The sequence below is a fragment of the Thauera aromatica genome (genome assembly GCF_023093595.1).
GTDB classification, from domain to species: Bacteria; Pseudomonadota; Gammaproteobacteria; order Burkholderiales; family Rhodocyclaceae; genus Thauera; species Thauera aromatica_A.
Genome location: NZ_JALLIK010000097.1, coordinates 1 through 21,746, shown reverse-complemented (window position 1 = coordinate 21,746; position 21,746 = coordinate 1). Strand labels below are relative to the sequence as shown.

The window sequence follows — 21,746 nt, the reverse complement described above, 5'->3', positions numbered from 1 at the left end:
GCCTCCTTTCCATGGCTGAACACGCACCTCAACGCCTCACCCTGCTGGGAGCCACCGGCTCGATCGGGCAGAGCACGCTCGACGTGGTCGCACGTCATCCACAGCGCTTCCAGGTTTTTGCCCTCAGCGCCCGGCGCCAGTACGACAAGCTGCTCGCCCAGTGCCTGCAGTTCGCGCCACGCTATGCGGTGATGGTGGACGAGGAGGCGGCCGCGCGACTGGCGTCCGAGCTGCGTGCGGCGGGCAGCGCCACCGAAGTGCTGAGCGGGGCGAAGGCGCTGGAGAGCATTGCCGCCGCCCCCGAGGCGGACATGGTCATGGCCGCCATCGTCGGCGCCGCCGGGCTGCGCCCGACCCTGGCCGCGGCACGGGCGGGCAAGAAGGTGCTGCTCGCCAACAAGGAAGCACTGGTCCTGTCCGGGGCGCTGTTCATGGACGCGGTCGCCGCCAGCGGCGCGACCCTGCTGCCGATCGACAGCGAGCACAACGCCGTTTTCCAGTCCCTGCCGGCCGGCTATGCGCGCCAGCCGCGGGCGGCGGGCGTGCGCCGGGTGCTGCTCACCGCTTCGGGCGGGCCGTTCCGCGCCGCGGCGCCGGAGGCGTTTGCCGCGGTGACCCCCGAGCAGGCCTGCGCCCACCCCAACTGGGTGATGGGGCGCAAGATCTCGGTCGATTCGGCGACGATGATGAACAAGGGCCTCGAAGTGATCGAGGCGCACTGGCTGTTCGGTGTGCCCGCCGAGATGATCGAGGTCGTCATCCATCGCCAGAGCGTCATTCATTCGATGGTCGAGTACGCCGACGGGTCGGTCATCGCCCAGCTCGGCAACCCCGACATGCGCACCCCGATCGCCCATGCCATGGCCTGGCCCGAGCGCATCGAGGCCGGGGTGCGCCCGCTCGACCTGTTCGAAGTCGCACGGCTCGATTTCGAGCGTCCCGACCTGCAGCGCTTTCCCTGCCTGGCGCTGGCCTTCGATGCGCTGCGTGCGGGCGGCGCGGCGCCGGCGGTGCTCAACGCCGCCAACGAGGAGGCGGTGGCCGCCTTCCTCGAGCGGCGCATCGGCTTTCTCGACATCGCCCGCGTGATCGCCGCCTGCCTGGAACGCAGCACCACGCTCACGGTCGATTCGCTCGAGGCGGTGTTCGCCGCCGACGCCTGCGGCCGTGAATGGGCCCGCAGCGAAATCCGCCAACGACAGGCTGCCCGATGAACCTGCTGAACTACCTGATTCCGTTCGCGCTCGCCCTTGGTCTGCTGATCCTGGTGCATGAGATGGGGCACTACCTCGTCGCCCGCTGGTGCGGAGTGAAGGTGCTGCGCTTTTCGATCGGTTTCGGCAAGCCGCTGTACGTTCGGCGCGCCGGACGCGACGGCACCGAGTGGGCGATCGCCGCCTTCCCCCTGGGGGGCTACGTGAAGATGCTCGACGAACGCGAAGCGCCGGTCGCGCCGGCCGAGCTGCACCGCAGCTTCAACCGCCAGAGCGTGTACCGGCGCTTCGCCATCGTCGCCGCCGGTCCGCTGGCGAACTTTCTTCTCGCCATCGTGCTGTACTGGGGACTGTTCGTGGCCGGAATCGAGGAGCTGCGCCCGCGCATCGCGCTCTCCGATACGCCGGCCATCGCCGTCGCCGCGGGGGTGCGCGAAGGCGATCTGGTGGTGGCGGTGGACGAGGAGCCGGTGCACAGCTGGCAGGATCTGCGCTGGGTCCTGCTGCGCCATGCCCTCGATCGTCGCGAAGTGCTGCTCCAGGTGCGCACGCTCGAAGACGTGGAGACTTTCCGGCGGTTCGATCTGAGCGGGATCGCGATCGATGGCGAGGACCAGGATCTGATCGCCCGCATCGGCCTCAAGCCCTGGCGCCCGCTGATCCGGCCGGTGCTCGGACGCCTGTCCGAGGACGGTGCGGCCGCCCGCGCCGGATTGCTGCCGGGCGACGAGGTGCTTGCCATCGGCGGCGAGCCGATTGCGGCCTGGGGCGAGCTGGTGCTCAAGGTGCGCCAGGCGCCCGGTGTGCCGCTGCGCTTCGAGATCCGGCGCGCAGGGGAGGAGGCGGAATACCTCGTGACTCCCGATGCGGCGAGCGAGAACGGCGAGCGCATCGGCCGCATCGGCGTCGCGGTGGCCGAGCCGGCACCGGGCGGATTGTCGATGTTCGCCACCGTGCGCTACGGGCCTTTTGATGCGGCGGCGAAAGCGGTCCGCCAGACCTGGGAAACCAGCGTGCTCAGCCTGCAGATGATCGGCCGCATGATCACCGGAGAAGTGTCGTGGAAAAACCTTTCCGGGCCGGTGACGATCGCCGACTACGCGGGCCAGAGCGCGCAGTTGGGATTGAGCCATTACCTGAAGTTCGTCGCTCTCATCAGCATCAGCCTGGGGGTGCTCAACCTGCTTCCCATCCCGGTGCTGGACGGCGGACACTTGCTGTATTATACGGTCGAGCTCATCAAGGGCGGCCCGATCCCGGAGCGCGTCATGGAGATCGGTCAGCAGATCGGTCTCGTCCTCCTGGTGATGCTTATGGCATTCGCCTTCTATAACGACATCAATCGTCTCATTTCCGGCTGAACTCCCGCATGAATCGTAAGCTCCTGCCCGGGCTCATGGTGGCCCTTTTCGCCGCAGCGCCGGCCTTCGCGTTCGACCCCTTCGTAGTCAAGGACATCCGGGTGGAAGGCATCCAGCGCACCGAGGCGGGCACGGTGTTCAACTACCTGCCGGTGCGGGTGGGGGAAACCTTCGACGAATCCCAGGCTGCCCAGGCCATCAAGGCCCTGTTCGCAACCGGCTTCTTCAACGACGTGCGCATCGAGACCGAAGGCGACACGATCGTCGTCGTCGTCGATGAGCGCCCGGCGATCGCGCAGATCGATTTCGCCGGGGTCAAGGAGTTCGACAAGGACGCCCTCAAGAAGGGGCTGCGCGAAGTCGGCCTGGCCGAGTCGCGCATCTTCGACCGCGCCCTGCTCGAGCGGGCCGAGCAGGAGCTCAAGCGGCAGTACCTGTCGCGCGGAAAATACGCCGCTACCGTCACCACCACGGTGACGCCGCTCGAGCGCAACCGGGTCGCGATCGACTTCGCGGTGGACGAGGGCGGCGTCGCCAAGATCCGCCAGATCAACATCATCGGCGCGAAGGCCTTCAAGGACAAGGACCTGCTCGACCGGATGCAGCTGACCACGCCGGGCTGGCTGACCTGGTACACGAAAAACGACCAGTACTCGCGCCAGAAGCTGTCGGCCGACCTCGAGACCCTGCGTTCCTTCTACCTGAATCAGGGCTACCTCGACTTCAACATCGACTCCACCCAGGTTTCGATCACCCCCGACAAGCAGGACATCTACATCACCCTGAACATCACCGAAGGCGAGAAGTACACCGTCGGCAGCGTGCGTTTCACCGGTGATCTGGTGCTGCCCGAGTCCGAGTACCAGGCGCTTGCCCAGATCCGTCCCGGCGACACGTTCTCGCGCGAAAAACTCACCGAAACGACGAAGGCGATCACCGACCGGCTCGGTAACGAGGGCTACGCCTTCGCCAACGTCAACGCCGCCCCCGAAGTCGACAAGGAAAAACGCGAAGTCGCGTTCACCGTATTCGTCGACCCGGGCCGCCGCGTCTATGTGCGCCGCATCAACGTCGGCGGCAACACCAAGACCCGCGACGAGGTGGTCCGCCGCGAGATGCGGCAGATGGAAGGCGGCTGGTACGACGCCGAGGCGATCAACCGCTCGCGCACCCGCATCGACCGCCTCGGTTTCTTCGAGGAGGTCAATGTCGAGACTCCGGTGGTGCCGGGCACGACCGACCAGGTCGACGTGAACTTCAACGTCAAGGAACGACCCACCGGCAACCTGATGCTGGGCGCCGGCTTCTCGAGCTCGGAGAGCATCGTGCTGTCGGCATCGATCGCGCAGCAGAACCTGTTCGGCAGCGGCAACGCGCTCAATCTCGGCCTGAATACGAGCAAATCCAGCCGCACTCTGTCCTTGTCCTTCACCAATCCGTACTACACCGTCGACGGCGTCAGTCTCGGTTGGGACCTGTACCACCGCACCTACGACCCGACCGAACTCGATTCCGTGTCGCCCTACAAGACGGTATCGACCGGCGCCGGTCTGCGCCTGGGCTGGCCGATCGCCGAAGACGACCAGATCAATTTCGGCCTGACCGCGGACCGCACCCAGATCACGACCTATGCGGAAAGCCCTTTCCTCTACCAGGAATTCTGCAGGGATAACGGCTGCAGCGGCGCCGATGGCGTCGGCGAAACCACGGTCAGCAGCCTGCTGCTGACGATGGGCTGGTCGCGCGACAGCCGCGACAGCGTGATCTACACCCGCAAAGGGGTCTATCAGCGCGTTTATGGCGAAGTGACCGTCCCCGCCGGCGATCTGCGCTACGCCAAGCTCGGCTACCAGTACCAGCACTGGTTCCCGATCGGACGCGACTACGCGCTGATGCTCAACGCCGATCTAGGCTGGGCGGAAGGTTTCGGCGGCAAGGAGGTACCGTTCTACAAGAACTACTTCGTCGGCGGCATCGGTTCGGTCCGCGGCTACGAGCAGGGCTCGGTCGGCCCGACCTACATCGACAACGACGGCGACATCACTTCGACCGGCGGTACGCGCAAGCTCGTCGGCAATGCCGAATTCTACTTCCCGATGCCGGGGGCGGGCTCGGACCGTACCTTCCGCGTCTCGGCCTTCTTCGACGCGGGTTACGTCTGGGGCGAGCAGCAGGACCCCCTGGTCAAGGGCAGCACGGGTTTCGTCGACCAGGATCTCGATTTCAGCAACCTGCGCTACAGTACCGGCCTGGCCTTTTCGTGGAGTTCGCCGATCGGGCCGCTCAAGTTCAGCTTCGGCCATCCGCTGAAAAAGGAAGCGGACGACGAAATCCAGCGCTTCCAGTTCCAGCTTGGCAGCGTGTTTTGATTGACCACAACATCAAGCTTCATCCGGAGGCATAAGTGAACGTCCGCACCCTCTCCCTGGTGGCCGCCGCGCTGGTCGGCATTTCCCAGGTCGCCATCGCCGAGACGAAGATCGGCTTTGTCAATTCCGATCGCGTGATGCGCGAGGCCGCACCCGCCGTGCGCGCCCAGCAGCGACTGGAGAAGGAATTCGAAAAGCGCGACCAGGAACTGCAGCGCCTGGCGAAGGACCTCCAGTCCATGCAGGAAGAACTCGAGCGCAACGGCACGACCATGGCCGACAGCGACCGGCGCACCAAAGAGCGCGCATTGGGCGAGCTCAACCGCGACTTCCAGCGCAAGCAGCGCGAATTCCGCGAGGACCTCAACCAGCGCCGCAACGAGGAACTCGCCTCGGTGCTGGACAAGGCCAACCGCACGGTCAAGCAGATCGCCGAGAGCGAAAGCTACGACATCATCTTCCAGGAAGCGGTTTACGCCAGCCCGAAGATCGACGTCACCGACAAGGTCATCAAGGCCCTGTCCGAGGCCAAGTAAAGCCACGCCCGCATGTTCCGTCTCGACGAACTGGTGGCGCGGCTCGGCGGCGCGCTGGTCGGCGATGCCGGTGTCGAGATACGCCGCGTCGCCACGCTGGAGCAGGCCGGGGAGGGCGACCTGGCCTTCCTCGCCAACCGCAAGTACCTGCCGCAGCTGCAGCGCAGCGCGGCGAGCGCGGTAATCGTCGCGCCGGACGCGGCCGATCTGCTCGTCGACCGGCCGCGTATCGTCACCCCCGATCCTTATCTGTATTTCGCGCGCGTTGCCCAGCTGTTCTCTCCCCTGCCGGTGCCGCAGCCCGGCGTGCATCCGCACGCAGTCGTCGCCTGCGCCGTGCCGCCGACGGTCGAGATCGGCCCCGGCGCCTCGATCGAGGCGGGCGTCGAACTCGGTGACGGTGTCGTGGTCGGCGCCGGCTGCCACGTCGGCCGCGGCGCCCGCATCGGGCAGGGCACCCGGCTGGCGCCGCGCGTGACGATCTACCACGACTGCGTCATCGGCGAGAACTGCATCGTCCATGCCGGCGCGGTGATCGGCGCCGACGGCTTCGGCTTCGCCCGTGAAAAGTCCGGGCGCTGGGTCAAGATTCCGCAGGTCGGCCGGGTCGTCATCGGCAATGAGGTCGAAATCGGCGCCAACACCACCATCGACCGCGGCGCGCTCGACGACACCGTGATCGGCGACGGCTGCAAGCTCGACAACCAGATCCAGATCGCCCACAACGTGCGCATCGGCCAATACACTGCGATCGCCGGCTGTGTCGGCATCGCCGGCAGCACTCAGATCGGGGCGCGCTGCATGATCGGCGGCCAGGCCGGGATCATCGGCCACCTTTCCATCTGCGATGATGTCGTCATTTCCGCCGGCACTCTGGTGAGCAAATCGATCACCCGACCGGGTGTCTATACGGCCAGCCTGCCTGTCCAGAGCCACACCGAATGGGTACGCAATTTCGCTCACCTGCGCCGCCTCGATGCGCTTGCGACGCGTGTACGCGCCCTCGAACACCCGCACGACGGTCGGAACGGCCGCAATCCAGACTGAACCACACCATGAACATCAACGAAATCATCGAGTACCTGCCGCACCGCTATCCCTTCCTGCTGATCGACCGGGTACTCGAGATCGAAGAAGGCAAGCGCATCAAGGCGCTGAAGAACGTGACCATCAACGAGCCCTTTTTTCCGGGGCACTTTCCCCACCATCCGGTAATGCCGGGGGTGCTGATCGTGGAGGCGATGGCCCAGGCCGCTGCGGTGCTGTCGTTCAAGAGCATGGGCGTCAAGCCCGACGAAAACTCCGTGGTGTACTTCGCCGGCATCGACAGCGTGCGCTTCAAGCGTCCGGTGGTGCCCGGCGACCAGCTGATCTTCGACGTCGAGATCACCCAGAGCAAGCGCAACATCTACAAGTACAGGGGCGTGGCCCGCGTCGACGGCGACGTCGCGACCGAGGCCGAGTTGATGTGCGCGCTGAAGACCCTATGATCCACCCCACCGCTCTCATCCATCCCGGCGCGAAGCTCGGGGCCGGCGTCAGCGTCGGCGCCTACTCGATCGTCGGCGAGCACGCCGAGATCGGCGACGGCACCCGTATCGGTCCGCACGTGGTCATCGAAGGCCATACCCGCATCGGCCGCGACAACGAGATCTTCCAGTTCTGCTCGATCGGCGCCAGCCCGCAGGACAAGAAGTACGACGCCGAGCCCACCCGGCTCGAGATCGGCGACCGCAACACGATCCGCGAGTTCTGCTCGTTCAATGTCGGCACCAGCCAGGACGCCCACGTCACCCGCGTCGGCAGCGACAACTGGATCATGGCCTACGTGCACATCGCCCACGACTGCCAAGTCGGTGACCATACCATCTTCGCCAACAACGCCACCCTCGCCGGCCACGTCCATGTCGGCGACTGGGCGATCCTCGGCGGCTTCACCGGTGTGCACCAGTTCTGCCGCGTCGGCGCGCACAGTTTCTGCGGCGTCGGCACCGTGCTGCTGCAGGACCTGCCGCCTTTCGTCACCGTCGCCGGCAATCCGGCCAAGCCCCACGGCATCAACAGCGAAGGCCTCAAGCGGCGCGGCTACAGCGTCGACGGCATCGCCGCGATCAAGCGCGCTTACCGTGCGCTGTACCGTTCCGGCCTGTCGCTCGACGAAGCCCGCGCGCGCGTCGCCGAAATCGTCGCCGGGCACGCCGAAGCCGCGCCGTTCGCCGAATTCATCGCCGAATCCGGGCGCGGCCTGGTGCGCTGAGCGCCCCGACGCGATGACCGTCCGCATCGCCATGGTCGCCGGCGAAGCTTCCGGCGACCTGCTTGCCAGCCACCTCATCCGCGCCCTGCGCCGCCACCTGCCCGAGGCCGAGTTCTTCGGCATCGGCGGCCCGAAGATGATCGCCGAAGGCTTCGATGCGCGCTGGCCGTGCGAGCGCCTCGCCGTCCATGGTTACGTCGATGCGCTCAAGCGCTACCGTGAACTGTCCGCAATCCGCCGCACGCTGCTGGCGCAGATCCGTGCCGAGCGCCCGGCCGCCTTCATCGGCGTCGACGCCCCCGACTTCAACCTCTGGCTCGAGGGCCGGGCCAAGGACGCCGGGATCCCGGCGATCCACTTCGTCAGCCCGTCGATCTGGGCCTGGCGCGGCGGGCGGATCAAGCGCATCGCGCGCGCGGTGTCGCACATGCTGTGCCTGTTCCCGTTCGAGCCCGTCCTCTACGAGCGCGCCGGCGTGGCGGTGAGCTACGTCGGCCATCCGCTCGCCGATGTCTTCCCGCTGCACCCCGACCGTGCCGCCGCGCGCGCCGCGCTCGGGGTGGACGGCGCGGGGCCGGTCGTCGCGCTGCTCCCCGGCAGCCGCCAGTCGGAAGTGCGCAACCTCGCCGACACCTATATCGGCACCGCGCGCCGCCTGCTCGCACGTAACCCCGCGGTGCGCTTTCTCGTTCCGCTGGCGACGCCGGAAACGCGCCAGCTGTTCGACGACGCCATGCGCCGCACCCAGGCCGCCGACCTGCCGATCCGCATCCTGCCCGGACAGGCGGTGGAAGCGATGACCGCCGCCGACGTGGTCCTGGTGGCGAGCGGCACCGCCAGCCTGGAGGCCGCGCTGCTCAAGCGGCCGATGGTCATCACCTACCGCATCGGCAAGTGGCAGTACCGGCTGATGAAGCGCCTGGCCTACCTGCCCTGGGTGGGGCTGCCGAACATCCTGTGCAACGAAGGCATCGTTCCCGAGCTGCTGCAGGACGACGCCGAGCCGGAAAAACTCGCCACCGCGCTTGAAGCCTGGCTCGCCGACGATCGCCGCCGCGCCGCGCTCGAAGCGCGCTTCGCCGAACTCCACCTGAGCCTGCGCCAGGACACCGCGGCCAAGGCGGCGGCGGCGATCCTGCCTTATCTGAAAGGCGCCGGCGCATGACCCCGGACCTGTTCGCTCCGGACCTGCCGGCCGCCGGCCAGGCGCCCGTGCTCGTCTGCGGCGTCGACGAAGCCGGCCGCGGGCCGCTGTGCGGGCCGGTGGTCGCCGCCGCGGTGATCCTCGATCCGGCGCGCCCGATCGCCGGCCTCGCCGATTCGAAAAAGCTTAGCGAAGCGGCCCGCGACCGCCTCGCGCCGCTGATCCGCACCCACGCCCTGGCGTGGGCGGTGGCCGAAGCCAGCGTCGAGGAGATCGACCGCCTGAACATCCTCCACGCCACTTTGCTGGCGATGCAGCGCGCGGTGATGGCGCTCGACCTGGGGCGCTGCGGCGCCCCCGGCGAAGTGCGGATCGACGGCAACCGCTGCCCGGCGCTGCCGTACCCGGCGCGCGCGATCGTCAAGGGCGATGCCACCGAAGCGGCGATCTCGGCCGCCTCCATCCTGGCCAAGACCGCGCGCGATGCGGCGATGCGCACGCTCGACGCGCAGTGGCCGCAATACGGCCTCGCCGCGCACAAGGGCTATCCCACCGCGGCGCACCTCGCCGCGCTGCAGGCGCACGGCGTCGCCGACTTCTACCGCCGCAGCTTCGCCCCGGTGCGCAAGCTGCTGGGACGCCCGCCGGCACCGTGAAGGCGATCCGCGCCCGCGACAACCCTACGGTCAAGCGCCTGCACGCGCTCGCCCACTCGGCGCGCGAGCGGCGCAAGTCCGGCGAGACCGTGCTCGACGGCGCCCACCTCGTCGATGCCGCGCTCGCCGCGCAGTGGCCGCTGAAGGCCCTGATCGTGTCCGAGTCCGGATTGTTGCGCGCCGAACATTGCGCCCTGCTCGAACGCGCGCCGTCCGCGACCGAGCGCATCCTGCTCACCGACACGCTGTTCGCCCACGTCAGCCCGGTCGACGCCCCTTCCGGGCTGCTCGCCGTGATCGACCTGCCGCCCACTGCGCCGCCACGGGCGCTGGACGGGGATCTCATCGTGCTCGACGGGGTGCAGGACCCCGGCAACCTCGGCACCATCCTGCGCACCGCGGCGGCGGCCGGCATCGGCCATGCGCTGCTTACCGCGGGCTGCACCCAGGCCTGGTCGCCGCGGGCCTTGCGCGCGGGGATGGGGGCACAGTTCGTGCTGCGGATCGAAGAACATGCCGACGCCGTATCCCGACTCGCCGCTTATCCCGGCCGCCGCTTGGCGACAGCGCTGGGCGAGGGCGCCCGGCCGCTGTATGCGCTCGATCTCGCCGGCCCCGTCGCCTGGCTGTTCGGCGCCGAAGGCCAGGGGCTGTCGCCCGCGCTGCTCGCCGCCGCCGACCAGCGCGTGCTGATCCCGATGGCGGGCGGCATCGAATCGCTCAACGTCGGCGCCGCGGTCGCCGTATGCCTGTTCGAACAGCGCCGCCAGCGCGCGCTGCTGCATGACCGCGCTCCCGGCTGATACCAGTCGCTGCATGTCTGCCAAGGACCTGTGATTTCAAACGAATTCCTCATCAAGTTCGGCTACCGGCTTGGTCGCGGCGGCACGCATGCGGCCCGCACGATGATGCTCGACGAGCTCATGCTCCTTTTCGAGCACACCTCACCGAACACCGTCCATAACGGCTACCGGGATGAAGTGGTCAATCTCAATATCCTCGGCAAACCGACACAAAAATCACGCCAGCTTACCTTCGGTCATCTCGTCGAACTCTATGGATTAGACCCTGCCATTCCTGTGTTCCGGGTTTTTCGAAAGCTCTGGACTCTGGACGAAACAGCCCGGCCCGTGCTCGCCCTCATGCTTGCCCTCGTGCGCGATCCGTTGCTCCGGTTGTCGGAAGCCTTCGTGCTCGCCAAGGCCGAAGGCGAAAGCGTGCGCCGCGAGGAGCTGGAGGCGCTCATCGCGTCAGACGAGCCCGACCGTTTCAGTGCCGCCTCGCTCAAGTCCCTCGCGCAGAACATCAACGGGAGCTGGACGCAGGCCGGCTTCATGGCAGGTAAGGTGCGAAAGGTTCGCACAGCGCCAAAAGTCACGCCAACCAACATCACCTATGCTTTATTCTTGAGTCATCTTGAAGGGCTCTCGGGGCAGCGGCTGTTCTCCTCGCACTGGATGACGCTGTTGTGCTGCTCGCCGAGTGAGCTCGAGGCCCTGGCGAACTCGGCCTCGCATCGTGGGCAAATCGTTTTCCTGAACGCGGGCGGGGTCAAGGAAGTCCGCTTCCCGGGGTTCCTGACTGCCGAAGAGGAGCAGTGGCTGCATGAGTAGCAAGCTTGGCAAACTGGTCGGCGCTTATCGGGCGCACATCTCGGTGCCGTGGGCGGGTGGCCTGGCGGCCATCCAGCGCGTCATCTTCGCGGTCTACGACAAGACCGACGAGCTGCGGCTGCGGGCGCATATCGACGAGTTCCGCCTGGTCACGATCGAGGCCGGCCATGAATGGCTGCTCCTCGATGTCACCAACGCCTTCCCCGAGTGGATGGCGGCGCAGGAATATCGCGACGCCTATTTCGACTGCCCGGAGGACCTCACCGGTTATCAGGCCGGCGAAATCGTCGAGTTCGTCCACGACCTGGTCGAGCGCATCAAAACGACCCTTGCCGCCGAGGCGACGCCGAGCACGGTGGTGGCCCTGATGGGCGTGGGCAGCCTCTTCGGACTGGCGCGCGTCTCCTCGGTCGTGGAAGGGATCAAGGACGCGGTGGGCGGTCGCCTGGTGGTCTTCTTCCCCGGCGAGTACCACCCGGAGAACCACGCCTACCGGCTGCTCGACGCGCGCGACGGCTGGAACTACCTCGCCGTGCCGCTGCTGGCCAAGGAAGCCTGAGCAACACGGAGCTGCAGTCACAACAAGAACAAGGGAACACGCTGTGCTGAACCGCGACATCTACGTCAAATCCCCCGAGCAGAACCGGCTGGCCAACAATGGTGTCGCCGAAGTCTCCGAAGACCACTCCGCCGCCGCCCTCGAGGTGCTGCGTTACGAGCTCGAAACCTTCGTGTGCGATGGCCAGTACGCGAAGGGCATGGAAACCATCCTCTCGACCTTCCTGCGCAACCTCGGAACCAAGTCCGAACAGCCTGGGGTGTGGATTTCCGGCTTCTACGGCTCGGGTAAGTCTCACCTGGCCAAGATGCTGCGTGCGCTGTGGACCGACCTGCAGCTACCTGGCGGTGCCTCGGCTCGCGGCCTGGCGCACCTTCCCGACGCGGTCGCAGACCAGCTCAAGGAGCTGAGCACCGAAGGCAAGCGCAACGGCGGGCTGCATGCGGCAGCCGGCAAGCTCGGTGCCGGGGCAGGGGACAACGTGCGCCTGGCGCTGCTGGGCATCATCTTCAAGTCGAAGGGACTGCCAGAGCAGTTCGCACAGGCCCGCTTCGTGATGTGGCTCAAGCACGAGGGGCTGCTCGATGCGGTGCAGTCCAACCTGGAGGCGGCGGGCCGCAGCTTTACGCATGAGCTCCCACACCTGTATGTATCCGGCCACCTGTCCAAGGCACTGCTGCAGGCCAGCCCGAAGATGGCCGAGAGCGAATCGGCGCTGCGGCAGCTCATCAAGGCCCAGTTCCCGCAGGTCACCGACGTGACCAACGACGAGATGGTCGCTGCCATCCAGGGCGCGCTGTCGGAAGGCGGCAAGTTCCCGCTGACGCTGGTCGTGCTTGACGAGGTACAACAGTACATCGGCTCCGACGCCGAGAAGGCCTACAAGGTGCAGGAGGTGACCGAGTCGCTCTCCAAGCACTTCAATGGCCAGCTGCTGTTCGTCGGTACGGGCCAGTCGGCGCTCTCCGGCATGCCCAACCTGCAGCGCCTGATGGGTCGCTTCCCGGTGCAGGTCACGCTGGGCGACTGGGACGTCGAGAACGTCACCCGCAAAATCATCCTCGCCAAGAAGCCGACCGCCCAGCCCGAAATCGACCGTGTCTGGCGCGACAACCTGGGCGAAATCTCCCGCCACCTGCGCGGCACCAAGCTCGAACACGTCACCGACGACGAAGCGGTTATCACTGCCGACTACCCCATCCTGCCGGTGCGCCGCCGCTTCTGGGAAAACATCCTGCGCACCATCGACGCCACCGGCACGGTCGCCCAACTGCGCAGTCAGCTGCGCGTGGTCCATGAAGCCGCGCTGGAAACCGCCGAGCGGCCGCTGGGCCACGTGGTCTCGGGCGATTTCCTCTACGACCAGATTGCCGCCAACCTGGTCTCCACCGCCCAGCTGTCGCGGGAAATCTTCGAGGGCGTGCAGAAGTTCGCTGCCGGCGACGCGTCGTCTCAGCGCAAGGCGCGACTGCTCAAGCTCATCTATCTCATCAACAAGCTCCCCGCGGAGAAGGCGCTTGCCATCGGCCTCAAGCCGACGGAGGACGTGCTGGCCGATTTGCTGGTCACCGACCTGAAGGGTGGCTCGACCGAGCTTCGCCGAACCATTCCTGCGCTGCTCGATGAGCTGCAGGAGAAAGACCACCTGGTGATGGCGCTCGATGGCCCCAATGGCGCTGAGTACCATCTGCAGACGCGCGAATCGAGCGCCTGGTATGACGAGTTCCGCGCCCAGGAGTCCCAGCTCAAGGCTTCGCCACAGAACGTTGAGGTCAAGCGTGCGGAGTTCTTCAAGACGCGCTTCCGTGCCGTATTGAGCAAAGTGCGCGCGGTCCAGGGCTCGGCGCCCGAGGTGCGCACGCTCTCGGCCTGCTTCGACGAGGCGCTGCCGAAAGACCACGACAAGGCCCTTTACCTCTGGATTCAGGATGGCTGGCAGACGGACGAGAAGTCGGTCATCGCCGAAGCGCGCATGAAAAGCGCAGAGAACCCCACGCTCTTTGCCTACCTGCCGGCGCAGAGCAAGACGGACCTCGCCAACGCCATCGTCACCCTGGAAGCCGCCAAGGCCACGCTCAGTCGCAAGGGCACGCCCAACACCGAGGAAGGCCGCAACGCGCAGCGCTCGATGGAAAGCCGTCAGCGCAACGCCGAGAAGGAAATCGAGACCCTGCTCAACACCTTGTTTGCGGGCGTTCGCGTGTTTCAGGCGGGCGGTCAGGAGCTTACCCAAGGCAACGACCTGGCCGAGCGTCTCAACGCTGCGGTGAAGTCCTCGGTCATCCGGCTCTATCGCGAGTTCGACGTCGCCGACCAGAAGGGCTGGGACAAGGTGCTGGACGAAGCCCGCAAGGGCAACGCCGAAGCCATGCGCGCTATCAACCATCTGCAGGAGCCCAAGTCCCACCCGGTGTGCCAGAAGATTGTCGGCTTCCTGGGAGCAGGTAAGAAAGGCGCCGACATCCGCGAGAATTTCGAATCGCCCCCTTACGGTTGGCCGCGCGACACCATCGACGGCGCGCTCTACATCCTGCTCGCCACCGGCGAACTCAAGGCGCGCGACACCGCGCACAAGGCGGTCGACGCCAAATCGCTGGAACGCAGCAAGCTCACCCAGACCTTCTTCGAGCCGGAATCCGTCAACATCACCCCCATCCAGAAAATCAAGATTCGCGGGCTGTTCCAGAATCTGGGCATCGGCTGCCAGCCGGGTGAGGAGCTGGCCAAGGCGCCCGCATTCATTACCAAGCTCAAGACGCTGGCCGCTGCAGCTGGCGGCCCCGCGCCCCAGCCGGAACCGCCCAGTGCCGCAGCCGTCACCGCTCTGGAGCAGGCGAGCGGCAATGATCTCTTGTTGGAGCTCGTTTCCAAGGCCGATGAACTCACCGCGCTGGCCAAGCAGTGGGAGCAGACCGCGCAGCTCATTCAAAAGCGTCTGCCGCTCTGGAATCAGCTCGACGCACTGCTGGACTATGCCACTTCACTCGGTCCTTACGCAGACCTGAAGGCCGAGGTCGCGGCCATCTCCGCGCAGCGCAGCTTGCTGGCCGAGCCCGACCCCGTTCGCCCGGTGCTGGAGCGCGCCACCGATACCTTGCGCAAGGCCCTTACCGCCAAGCTTGACGCCTACCGCGCCGAGCATGAGGCGCAGATGGCGCAGCTCGAGGCCGACAGCAACTGGCAAAAGCTCGACGGCGAAAAACACGCCGCGCTGATTCGCGCTCACCACATCGACCCGCCTGCCACGCTCGACATCTCTACCGCCGAGAGGCTCGCCGATGCACTGGACGACTGCGACCTGCAGCGCTGGATCGAGCGCACGCAGGCGCTCACGACCCGCTTCGCTGCCGTGCGCATGGACGCCGCCAAGCTCCTCAAGCCCAACGTGGTTCAAGTCAAGCTGCCGCAGCGCACGCTCAACGATGTCGATGAGGTCAGGAGCTGGCTTGCTGAAGTGGAGCAGCTCTTGCTGGCCCAGGTAGCCAAAGGCCCGCTGACCTTCTAAACTTGTATATCCAGTATATACATTACACAGAGGTCGCCATGCTGACGCGTATGTTCAAGAGCGGCAATTCGCTCGCGGTGCGCATCCCCAAGGAGCTCGCCTTTCTGGGGCCTGCTGACGAGGTCGAAATCGAGCGCGTTGGCAACACCCTGGTGCTGCGCCCCGTGGAACGCGAAACCCTGGCGGACGTGCCGGCGATTCTTGCCTCCTTCAGCCCCGATTTCATGGCGGGCGGGCGCGAGTTTCACGAACAAAAAGAGCGCGACTGGGGCGGCGTGTTCGGCAGTGGCCCCGCGGATGCGGATGAGTCGCCAAAATCGACCGACGGAGCCTGAGCGCGATGCCTTACATGCTCGACACCAACATCTGCATCCACCTCATCCAGCGTCACCCGCCGCAGGTGTTGCAGCGCCTGGCTGCCTTGAAGCAGGGCGAAGCGCTGATGTCGGTCGTCACCTACGCCGAGCTGCGTGCCGGCCTGGAGATGCAGCAGCGTAACCGCGACCATGACGAAAAGGTGCTCGCGCTGCTGGTGCAACGCATCCCGGTGCTGCCCTTCACCGAAGCGGCTGCCGAGCAGTTCGGCATCTTGCGTGCAGCCATCCGCGACCGCCGCCGCGATGCGCTCGACCGCCTCATCGCCGCCCACGCCATCGCCGCCGGCGCGGTGCTGGTCACCAACAATGAAGACGACTTCCGCGACTACCCCGGCCTGCGGCTGGAAAACTGGGTCGCGGCCTGACTGCGCCCATCGCATACGACATCAAGGTTCTGCATGACCCAAGCCAGCCTCGCCAAGCCCCTGCGCACCCAACTCGAAAACACCGTCAAGTCCGCCCGCGACATCGCCGAGACCGCCGCCCGTGCCGCCTTGCAGCAGCTCGCGGTGGGCGAGGGCAGGGCGCCGGACTACCTGAACGACGAACAGCGCGCCCTGCGCCGCCGCCTGCGCGCCCACGGCCGCAGCCTGGGCGATGCCAAGCACGGTGACGACACCCAGGAGCTGCGCCGGCTGGTGTGGGAGGTGGCCTACGAGCACTGGCACCGCATGCTGTTTGCCCGCTTCCTCGCCGAAAACGGCCTGCTGCTGTGGGAGCCGGGCGCGGCGGTGTCGTTGCAGGACTGCCGCGAGATGGTCGACCACCACCCCGAGATGGCGATGGGCGCGCGCAGCGAGTGGGAACTGGCGGGCAAGCTCGCCGCGCGCATGTTGCCGCAGGTGTTCAAGCCGCAGCATCCGGTGTTCGAGCTCGTGTTCGCGCCCGAGCATCAGCGCGAGCTGGAACGCCTGCTTAGCGGCCTGCCGCCCGAGGTCTTTCAGGCCAGCGACAGCCTGGGCTGGGTGTATCAGTTCTGGCAGGCGCGGCGCAAGGACGAGGTCAACGCCTCCGAGGTGAAGATTGGCGCAGACGAGTTGCCCGCCGTCACCCAGCTGTTCACCGAGCCCTACATGGTGGACTTCCTGCTCCACAACTCACTCGGCGCCTGGTGGCTCACCCGCCACCCGGACACGCCCTGCCCGGTGCCGCTCACCTACCTGCGCACGCTGGACGACGGTACGCCCGCAGCCGGCAAGTTCGAGGGCTGGCCCGACACCCTCGCCGATTTCAAGCTGCTCGACCCCTGCTGCGGGTCGGGGCATTTTCTGGTGGCGGCCTTTCTGATGCTGGTGCCGATGCGCATGACGGCGGAACACCTCTCCGCCCGCGAGGCGGTGGATGCGGTGCTGCGCGACAACCTGCACGGCCTGGAACTGGACCCGCGCTGCGTGGAAATCGCAGTGTTCGCGCTGGCGCTCGCCGCCTGGCGCTTCCCGGACGAGGCCGGCCAGCCGCTGGGCGTGCGCGCGCACATGCCCGCGCCCAACGTCGCTTGCTGCGGGCTGAAGGTGGCCGCGCGGGCGCCGGACTGGATGGCGCTGGTTCCAGAGAACGCAACTGAGGACGTCCCGAACCCCGCCTACCTGCGCCAGGAACTGCGCCTGCTGCACGACAGCTTCTCGCAAGCGCCGCTGCTGGGCAGCCTGCTCGACCCAGCGCGGAGCCTGAAGAACGACCTCGCCACCCCCAGCTTCGACACCTTGCGCGCGCTGCTGGAGCGGGCACTGTCCACCGAGCGCCCGGCCACGCTGTGGGGCGAGGGCAACGAGGTGCAGGATGAGGCTTGGGACCACGCCCTGACCGCCCGCGGCCTGCTCGATGCGGCGCGGCTGCTGGATGCGCGCTACCACCTGGTGGCGACCAACGTGCCCTATCTGGCGCGCGGCAAGCAGTCCGACGCGCTGAAGGCCTTCTGCGAAACCCATTACCCGGACGCCAAGAACGACCTCGCCAACGTGTTCCTGGAGCGTTGCCTGGAACTGTCGCAGCGCGGCGCGGCCGGTGTGGTGCAGATTGTGATGCCGCAGAACTGGCTGTTCCTCACCAGCTACAAGAAGCAGCGCGAAAGTCTGCTGAAGCGGGTGCAGTGGAATCTGCTGGCGCGGCTGGGGCCGGGTGCCTTCGAGACCATCAGCGGCGAGGTCGTGCAGGCCGTCCTGCTCACCCAGACCCATGCGCCGGCGGACGAGGCGTTTGACTTGCGCGGCGTGGATGCCAGCGGGCCGAAGGGGGCGGTGGAGAAGGCGGCGCTGCTGCGGGAGGGGGAGGTGGTGTCGGTGGGGCAGAAGGGGCAGTTGGGGAATCCGGATGCGCGGGTGATGTTCGGAGAGTCCTCGTCCGTCACTGTGCTGAACAAATTTGCCTACCATAACCTCGGTATCTGCACGGGGGACTCGATTCGTTTCTATCGAAAGCACTGGGAGTTCGGTGAAATTCCGTCAGGCTGGGCAAAGATGCAAAGCACAGTCGACGCTCGTGCAGATTTCTCCGGATGCGAGAGCCTGGTTTTTTGGGAGGACGGTAATGGGGCACTTTACGATTTCGTGGTCGAGAAGCTGGGGGAAGACCAAGTAGGTTCTTGGCTTCGAGGCAAGAACGCCTGGGGGCGCCAGGGCGTTCTTATCAGTGCGATGCGGGATCTGCCAGCAACGTCATACCTCGGTGGCCTGTTTGATGAGAACGCAGTCGTTCTGATTGCAGAAGATGAAGCCGTTGTGCCAGCACTTTGGTGCTACTGCGCAGACCCGTCCTATGCCGTCGAGGTTCGCAAGGCGAATCAGACGCTCAAGGTACGTGGAGACTTGGTCAAAGTCCCCTTCGACCTCGCCCACTGGCAGCAAGTCGCCGCCGAACGCTACCCCAACGGCCTGCCCAAACCCTATTCCGACGACCCCACCCAGTGGCTGTTCCACGGACACCCGCAGCCCGCCACCGACCCGCTGCAAGTCGCCGTCGCCCGCCTGCTCGGCTACCGCTGGCCGGCCGAGACCGACGCCGACATGGAACTCGCCGATGAAGCCCGCCAGTGGATTGCGCACACCGACAAGCTCGCTGCTCACGCCGATGACGACGGCATCGTCTGCCTGCCCGCCGTGCGCGGTGAAAAGCCCGCCTTTGAACGCCTGCTGGCACTGCTCATCGACGCCTGGGAAACCGTCACCCCGGGCAGTTGGAAAGCCTCCACCCTCGACCGCCTGCTGGCCGAGGCCGATTGCGCCGGCAAGAGCCTGGAAGTGTGGCTGCGCGAGAAGTTCTTCGAGCAGCACGCCAAGCGCTTCCACCACCGCCCCTTCATCTGGCATGTGTGGGACGGCCTCAAGGACGGTTTCGGCGCGCTGGTCAATTACCACAAGCTCGACGCCCGCAACCTGGAGCGCCTCATCCACACCTACCTGGGCGACTGGATTCGCATTCAGGAAGCCGGTGTGGCCAGCGGCCTCGACGGCGCCCCGCAGCGGCTGGCCGCCGCGCAGGCGCTGAAGAAAAAGCTCGAAGCCATCCTCGAAGGCGAAGCGCCCTTCGACATTTTCGTGCGCTGGAAACCGCTCGCCGAGCAGCCCATCGGCTGGAACCCCGACCTCAACGACGGCGTGCGCCTCAACATCCGCCCCTGGATGACCGCCGGCGTGCTGCGCCACAACAAGGGCCCGAAGCTCAACATCAAGTGGGACAAGGACCGCGGCAAGGACGTGGAAAGCGCACCGTGGTTCGCTGTGTTCAATGGCGACCGCATCAATGACCATCACCTGACGCTGGTGGAGAAGCGGGCGGCGGCAAGCAAGGAGAAGGAACAATGAATCTCAATGCATCTATCATCGATCAGCGTCTTAAGGGCGTGCAGGATGAAATCCGTGAATGGGCCAGGGATGAGCTGAAGCTGACCGATGAAGGCCGGCTGCGGTCGTTAGCATTTGTGTATCTGTGCGTGAAGACCATGCTCGACCTGGATGCACGCGAAGCGTTCGATTGTGTGACCGATGGCAGTGGCGACTTTGGCGTGGATGCGATGCAGGTGACGGAGGAGGTGGACGGCGAGTTCGTCGTCACCGTTTTTCAGTCCAAGTACGCAACGAGGCTCGAGGCCGATGGCAATTTCGATGAGGGCGGCATCAAGGCGCTCATCAATGCCATCCGCCACATTTTCGATCCTCAAGCTGAACTGGGCACCATTAACGACAGGTTGCGGGTGCGGGTTGAGCAGGCGCGCGCTATGGTGCGCGACGGTTTCATCCCACGGGTGCGTGCGATTGCCTGCAACAACGGCCTGCGCTGGAACGATCAGGCTCAACGCCTGATCGAGCTGGCGGGGTTCGGCGAGCAGGTGACTTGGGAGCACGTCAATCACGATGTGCTTGTCGGCATTTTGCAGCGGCCCAAGCAGGTGGACGCGACGTTACGCCTGGTCGGGAAGGCCAATGTTGAGGACATGAACTTTAGCCGGGTGTGCGTGGGTCGCATGCCTGTGACCGAAGTGGGGGCATTGATGAAGGCGCACGGCGAACGCCTGCTGGAGCGCAATGTGCGGCGCTACCTCGGCTTGCACGGTAACCGGGTGAACGAGGGCATCCGTGCCACCCTGCGCTCTAGTGCGCCGGAAAATTTCTACTTCTTCAACAACGGCCTCACCATCATCTGCGACCACTTCAAGTACAACGGGTTGCAGGGAGGGGATTATCAGGTGCAGGCGGAGAACCTGCAGATCGTTAATGGCGCGCAGACCTGCATGACGATCTACAAGACGCTGGACGAGATGGCAGAGCGTGGCGAATTCTTGCCGGCGCAGGCAAGCGTGCTGGTGCGGGTGTATGAACTGCCGAAAGAGAAGGAAGATATCGTTCACCAGATCACGCACGCGACCAACAGCCAGAACCCAGTCGATCTGAAGGACTTGCGTGCCAATGATGAAATTCAGCGTCAGCTCGAAGCCAGTATTGCCTCGCTGGGTTTCAATTATCGGCGCAAGCGGACGGATGGTGCGCCGAAGTCCACCGATATCACAGCGGGTGCGGCCGCCGAGGCGCTGCTTGCGGTATGGCGCACGGCACCGCATCAAGCCAAATTCTTGACTCGGGAGCACTTCGGGAAGCTCTACGACAATGTGTTTCCGGCCGACGTGAATGGGGCGCAGGTCATTGTGGCGGTGTTGCTCTATCGCATTGCCGAAAACCATCGACGTAGGCCTAGCTCAGATGACGCACTGTTGGTGCGCTACGCCTCGTGTTTCATCGCGATGCGAATGGGGCAGCGTATTCTGAAGGCGCTAAAGCTGCCGCTGTCGGGATTGACCCATCGTGTCTTCGATGAGGCCAAGCGGTACATCGAGACGCACGGGGAGGATGATTTCGCGCGTTCGGCCGAGGACATCCAGCGCGCGCTTGACGATTTGTACGGCAGTAAGGCGGTGTCCACGCTCCAGTTGTCGGCCACCTTCCGCCGTGGCGACCTAATCCAGAAGATTCTGGAGATGCCACTGTTGGGATAATTGTCGATGACACGCACGCCGTTTCTGGTGAGTTCGCAGACTGGTGATGGGTTTCTGCAGGAAGGCTGAATGAATATTCTTAAAGCCCTTGCCCAGGCCCTGAAAGAGGCAGGCAGGTTCAATAAATCGGTGCAAGCACAGCCAGAGGCGATACTCTGGACGGACGCAGAGCACCAGTGGGTTCCGGTCGTAAAGGCCTTGCGAGCCTCGGGTCGGCCCATTTTGATGCTTGGTGAGTATGCGCCCGAGGCGCTTCAAGGTCCGGCCATCTGGCTGAAATGTGCTTTGGCCGGAAAGCTCGATGGTTTGGCGCTGGATGGCGTGCCGGTGGTGTACCTGCCGGGCGTCTCGCGTGCCGACCTCCGTGCCATTGAGTCCTGCCCACGCCACCTCCAACCTCTCGCCGAGTTGCAGTATCGCGGTGTGTTCTGGACTCAGGTCAATGCCAAGGACTGGACGCTCAACGCTTTCCTGACGTCGAAGAATGGTGGTCTGGGATTGGATGTCGCTCAAGACCAAGCGACACAGAAGGCTTTGCTACGCGCCCTGTCGTCGGGCGGTAAGCGGTAACTGCCCGGCGTCCTTGCCTACTTCGAGATTTCGAAGAGATCGGATCGCAGCGGATTGGCCGCGAAGTGTTGCTTCCACAGCCTTGGGGTGAGCTGCGCCA

The 21,746-nt window shown here is 65.7% G+C and carries 18 protein-coding genes; all 18 read left to right on the top strand.

The window, feature by feature from the left end; all coding sequences use genetic code 11:
* Nucleotides 1–11: 11 nt before the first annotated feature.
* Nucleotides 12–1,214: a 1-deoxy-D-xylulose-5-phosphate reductoisomerase gene (gene ispC / locus MXC99_RS07675; RefSeq protein ID WP_247724893.1), complete on the top strand. Its 1,203-nt coding sequence runs from the start codon at nucleotides 12–14 to the stop codon at nucleotides 1,212–1,214.
* On the top strand, nucleotides 1,211–2,575 hold the full coding sequence (rseP, locus tag MXC99_RS07670) for an RIP metalloprotease RseP (RefSeq protein ID WP_247724892.1): 1,365 nt from the start codon (nucleotides 1,211–1,213) through the stop codon (nucleotides 2,573–2,575). Before ispC ends, rseP begins: the two co-directional genes overlap by 4 nt.
* Nucleotides 2,576–2,583: 8 nt before the next feature.
* A complete protein-coding gene (gene bamA, locus MXC99_RS07665) occupies nucleotides 2,584–4,944 on the top strand; it encodes an outer membrane protein assembly factor BamA (RefSeq protein WP_247724891.1) in 2,361 nt (786 codons plus the stop codon).
* A 35-nt stretch (nucleotides 4,945–4,979) separates the two neighbouring features.
* Nucleotides 4,980–5,480 carry an OmpH family outer membrane protein gene (locus MXC99_RS07660; RefSeq protein ID WP_247724890.1) on the top strand — a complete coding sequence of 167 codons (501 nt, stop codon included), beginning with the start codon at nucleotides 4,980–4,982 and terminating at the stop codon, nucleotides 5,478–5,480.
* Nucleotides 5,481–5,492: 12 nt separating this feature from the next.
* Entirely contained in the window at nucleotides 5,493–6,527 is a 1,035-nt protein-coding gene (gene lpxD, locus MXC99_RS07655; RefSeq protein WP_247724889.1) for a UDP-3-O-(3-hydroxymyristoyl)glucosamine N-acyltransferase, read from the top strand.
* 8 nt (nucleotides 6,528–6,535) lie between these two features.
* The gene (gene fabZ, locus MXC99_RS07650; protein WP_247724888.1) at nucleotides 6,536–6,970 is read left to right on the top strand and encodes a 3-hydroxyacyl-ACP dehydratase FabZ; all 435 of its coding nucleotides are present in this window, start codon (nucleotides 6,536–6,538) and stop codon (nucleotides 6,968–6,970) included.
* Nucleotides 6,967–7,737 (top strand): acyl-ACP--UDP-N-acetylglucosamine O-acyltransferase, encoded by a 771-nt coding sequence (gene lpxA / locus MXC99_RS07645; RefSeq protein WP_247724887.1) that lies wholly within the window; start codon nucleotides 6,967–6,969, stop codon nucleotides 7,735–7,737. Before fabZ ends, lpxA begins: the two co-directional genes overlap by 4 nt.
* Before the next feature lie 13 nt (nucleotides 7,738–7,750).
* Nucleotides 7,751–8,902, top strand: coding sequence for a lipid-A-disaccharide synthase (gene lpxB / locus MXC99_RS07640; RefSeq protein WP_247724886.1), 1,152 nt, complete (start codon nucleotides 7,751–7,753; stop codon nucleotides 8,900–8,902).
* The gene (gene rnhB / locus MXC99_RS07635; protein WP_247724885.1) at nucleotides 8,899–9,537 is read left to right on the top strand and encodes a ribonuclease HII; all 639 of its coding nucleotides are present in this window, start codon (nucleotides 8,899–8,901) and stop codon (nucleotides 9,535–9,537) included. The genes lpxB and rnhB overlap by 4 nt, the downstream gene beginning before the upstream one ends.
* On the top strand, nucleotides 9,534–10,340 hold the full coding sequence (locus MXC99_RS07630) for a TrmH family RNA methyltransferase (RefSeq protein WP_247724884.1): 807 nt from the start codon (nucleotides 9,534–9,536) through the stop codon (nucleotides 10,338–10,340). The genes rnhB and MXC99_RS07630 overlap by 4 nt, the downstream gene beginning before the upstream one ends.
* 30 nt (nucleotides 10,341–10,370) lie before the next feature.
* A complete protein-coding gene (locus MXC99_RS07625) occupies nucleotides 10,371–11,150 on the top strand; it encodes a hypothetical protein (RefSeq protein ID WP_247724883.1) in 780 nt (259 codons plus the stop codon).
* Nucleotides 11,143–11,709 (top strand): BREX protein BrxB domain-containing protein, encoded by a 567-nt coding sequence (locus MXC99_RS07620; RefSeq protein WP_247724882.1) that lies wholly within the window; start codon nucleotides 11,143–11,145, stop codon nucleotides 11,707–11,709. Before MXC99_RS07625 ends, MXC99_RS07620 begins: the two co-directional genes overlap by 8 nt.
* A 43-nt stretch (nucleotides 11,710–11,752) precedes the next feature.
* Nucleotides 11,753–15,214 carry a BREX system P-loop protein BrxC gene (brxC, locus tag MXC99_RS07615; protein WP_247724881.1) on the top strand — a complete coding sequence of 1,154 codons (3,462 nt, stop codon included), beginning with the start codon at nucleotides 11,753–11,755 and terminating at the stop codon, nucleotides 15,212–15,214.
* 38 nt (nucleotides 15,215–15,252) lie between these two features.
* Nucleotides 15,253–15,549: an antitoxin gene (locus MXC99_RS07610; protein ID WP_247724880.1), complete on the top strand. Its 297-nt coding sequence runs from the start codon at nucleotides 15,253–15,255 to the stop codon at nucleotides 15,547–15,549.
* Between the two features lie 5 nt (nucleotides 15,550–15,554).
* A complete protein-coding gene (locus tag MXC99_RS07605; protein WP_247724879.1) occupies nucleotides 15,555–15,956 on the top strand; it encodes a PIN domain-containing protein in 402 nt (133 codons plus the stop codon).
* A 33-nt stretch (nucleotides 15,957–15,989) separates the two neighbouring features.
* Nucleotides 15,990–19,391 carry a BREX-1 system adenine-specific DNA-methyltransferase PglX gene (locus MXC99_RS07600; RefSeq protein ID WP_247724878.1) on the top strand — a complete coding sequence of 1,134 codons (3,402 nt, stop codon included), beginning with the start codon at nucleotides 15,990–15,992 and terminating at the stop codon, nucleotides 19,389–19,391.
* On the top strand, nucleotides 19,388–21,076 hold the full coding sequence (locus tag MXC99_RS07595; protein WP_247724877.1) for an AIPR family protein: 1,689 nt from the start codon (nucleotides 19,388–19,390) through the stop codon (nucleotides 21,074–21,076). Before MXC99_RS07600 ends, MXC99_RS07595 begins: the two co-directional genes overlap by 4 nt.
* A 69-nt stretch (nucleotides 21,077–21,145) precedes the next feature.
* Entirely contained in the window at nucleotides 21,146–21,646 is a 501-nt protein-coding gene (locus MXC99_RS07590; protein ID WP_247724876.1) for a hypothetical protein, read from the top strand.
* Nucleotides 21,647–21,746: the final 100 nt, after the last annotated feature.

Excerpts from the sequence above, each read along its gene's own strand:
- lpxD (WP_247724889.1), top strand. The coding sequence starts at position 5,493 with ATGTTCCGTCTCGACGAACTGGTGGCGCGGCTCGGCGGCGCGCTGGTC.
- MXC99_RS07590 (WP_247724876.1), top strand. The coding sequence starts at position 21,146 with ATGAATATTCTTAAAGCCCTTGCCCAGGCCCTGAAAGAGGCAGGCAGG.
- MXC99_RS07620 (WP_247724882.1), top strand. The coding sequence starts at position 11,143 with ATGAGTAGCAAGCTTGGCAAACTGGTCGGCGCTTATCGGGCGCACATC.
- bamA (WP_247724891.1), top strand. The coding sequence starts at position 2,584 with ATGAATCGTAAGCTCCTGCCCGGGCTCATGGTGGCCCTTTTCGCCGCA.
- MXC99_RS07595 (WP_247724877.1), top strand. The coding sequence starts at position 19,388 with ATGAATCTCAATGCATCTATCATCGATCAGCGTCTTAAGGGCGTGCAG.
- rseP (WP_247724892.1), top strand. The coding sequence starts at position 1,211 with ATGAACCTGCTGAACTACCTGATTCCGTTCGCGCTCGCCCTTGGTCTG.
- rnhB (WP_247724885.1), top strand. The coding sequence starts at position 8,899 with ATGACCCCGGACCTGTTCGCTCCGGACCTGCCGGCCGCCGGCCAGGCG.
- lpxA (WP_247724887.1), top strand. The coding sequence starts at position 6,967 with ATGATCCACCCCACCGCTCTCATCCATCCCGGCGCGAAGCTCGGGGCC.
- ispC (WP_247724893.1), top strand. The coding sequence starts at position 12 with ATGGCTGAACACGCACCTCAACGCCTCACCCTGCTGGGAGCCACCGGC.
- MXC99_RS07610 (WP_247724880.1), top strand. The coding sequence starts at position 15,253 with ATGCTGACGCGTATGTTCAAGAGCGGCAATTCGCTCGCGGTGCGCATC.
- lpxB (WP_247724886.1), top strand. The coding sequence starts at position 7,751 with ATGACCGTCCGCATCGCCATGGTCGCCGGCGAAGCTTCCGGCGACCTG.
- MXC99_RS07600 (WP_247724878.1), top strand. The coding sequence starts at position 15,990 with ATGACCCAAGCCAGCCTCGCCAAGCCCCTGCGCACCCAACTCGAAAAC.
- MXC99_RS07605 (WP_247724879.1), top strand. The coding sequence starts at position 15,555 with ATGCCTTACATGCTCGACACCAACATCTGCATCCACCTCATCCAGCGT.
- fabZ (WP_247724888.1), top strand. The coding sequence starts at position 6,536 with ATGAACATCAACGAAATCATCGAGTACCTGCCGCACCGCTATCCCTTC.